Source organism: Zhenhengia yiwuensis (genome assembly GCF_014384995.1).
Taxonomy (GTDB): Bacteria; Bacillota; Clostridia; order Lachnospirales; family Cellulosilyticaceae; genus Zhenhengia; species Zhenhengia yiwuensis.
Genome location: NZ_JACRSY010000102.1, coordinates 1 through 1,604, shown reverse-complemented (window position 1 = coordinate 1,604; position 1,604 = coordinate 1). Strand labels below are relative to the sequence as shown.

The following is a 1,604-nucleotide window of genomic DNA, read 5'->3' as shown; positions in this document are numbered from 1 at the left end:
AACTTAGATTCAGGTACAAGCTTGTTCAGTTTCTTTCCTGTGGTCTTCATCCTTGTCCACATATAGCCATCCTCTGTGCGTTCTGTTTCACTATGGGCTGTGTAGATAATTGTTAGGTCATCTCTAAGGTCACACACTACATCCAAAATACTGTAGATATAGCTGGCAAGGTCTAGCCACTTATCAAAGTTCTTTTCTTTAGAACGTCTCATTTCTTCACCAATCATAATGCCATTCAAAGTATCTACCACAATATATTTAAGGCTACTTTTCTCACTAATGCCTTTCATCAAGGCTAATACCTTGTTTGGATCATCTGTAGCAATGTAATTTTTATTAGCCGCATTATACTGTTGCCTAAAGCCTCTCCATGCACTTCCCTTTTTATCTGCATCAATATAATAAGTTTCCTTTGGGTCTAAATTCCTTAATGATGTGGTTTTACCAGCACCTGATTCACCTATAATACAAATTGCTTTTGCCATATCCCTTATCTCCTTTAATATTTAATTTCTAATTCTTCAGCCTTCGTTATTGCATGAAGTCCATCTATTTCAAGTGTTTCTCCTGTTTCTACATCCACAATGCCACAATCTGTAGGGACTAATCTCTTCTTAAAATCAGCCCATTTAAAACTTAAGACCTCTTTACGATTAATGAGTTCATCTCTATTGTTCTCCTTTGCCCATTCAAGAAGCTTGTCTCCATCCTTTTCAAAGTCCAACCTAGCTTTCTTAACAACCACATCACCATTTAATAACTTCACTTTTCTTTGAGTCTTAGTTTCACTCTGTGGTACTTGTTCAAAAAGTACTCTAAGCTGTATCTGAAGCTTTTCTCTCTTCCCCTTTAAAAGGTATTGCTTCTGTTCAAAACGTGCCTTTAATTGCTCTATTTGAGCCTTCAATAAAGCTTCTAACTCTAAAAGCTCATAATCTATCCCTTTAATGCTTTCTACTATATTATCCATTTCTACTTTAAGCTGAATTGTCTGTGCATCTAACTCTATAGTCGTACCTTTAATCATCCTAATCCACACTTCCCATCTTCACCTTTTTAAGTTTTTTATATTGCATCATATACTGCTTACCTAATACGTCCTCTTCACATAGATAACTCATAAGTTCAGTTATTAATGCTTCGTAGTGATCTAGCTTCCATCCTAATAAAGCATTTTGTAAAGTCAGCTCTGCGTGTTCTTCTAATAGTTTTAAATTAAACTCCATTACATCCCCTCCTCAAAGAGATATTCCAGTTCTACATTAGGAAAGAATGTATCCTTAATTCTCTTAGCTTCCTTATACGAAAACTCTGTTTTGCCTGTTAGCCTTGAAGAAATAGTTGCCTGTCTTGTTCCTAAAGCTTTTGCAATGTCTTTCCCTCGAACTGAATTTCTTGCCATCTCTGCTTTTAAGTTTTTGTACATCATTCATCACCTCTCACTTTATTTACGAAACTTTGTTGCTGTGTTTTGCAACGCGTTTTCGCTACAAGAACAATCATAAAGTGTATTTTTGTCCTTGGAATGAGGCCTTTTTAAGGCTTTTATGAGGCCTTTATGAAGCGTTTTTGAGGCAATTATGAGGCTTTTATGAATTAAATTT

The 1,604-nt window shown here is 35.5% G+C and carries 4 protein-coding genes; all 4 read right to left on the bottom strand.

Annotated features, from left to right (window positions below; translation table 11 throughout):
• A partial coding sequence (locus tag H8718_RS20180; RefSeq protein WP_249334852.1) for an AAA family ATPase occupies nucleotides 1-485 on the bottom strand: 485 nt, incomplete at its 3' end.
• A 14-nt stretch (nucleotides 486-499) separates the two neighbouring features.
• Complete coding sequence (locus H8718_RS20175) at nucleotides 500-1,027, bottom strand: host-nuclease inhibitor Gam family protein (RefSeq protein ID WP_249334851.1); 528 nt, start codon at nucleotides 1,025-1,027, stop codon at nucleotides 500-502.
• Between the two features lies 1 nt (nucleotide 1,028).
• Complete coding sequence (locus H8718_RS20170) at nucleotides 1,029-1,226, bottom strand: hypothetical protein (protein ID WP_249334850.1); 198 nt, start codon at nucleotides 1,224-1,226, stop codon at nucleotides 1,029-1,031.
• Entirely contained in the window at nucleotides 1,226-1,429 is a 204-nt protein-coding gene (locus tag H8718_RS20165) for a helix-turn-helix domain-containing protein (protein ID WP_249334849.1), read from the bottom strand. Before H8718_RS20165 ends, H8718_RS20170 begins: the two co-directional genes overlap by 1 nt.
• Nucleotides 1,430-1,604: the final 175 nt, after the last annotated feature.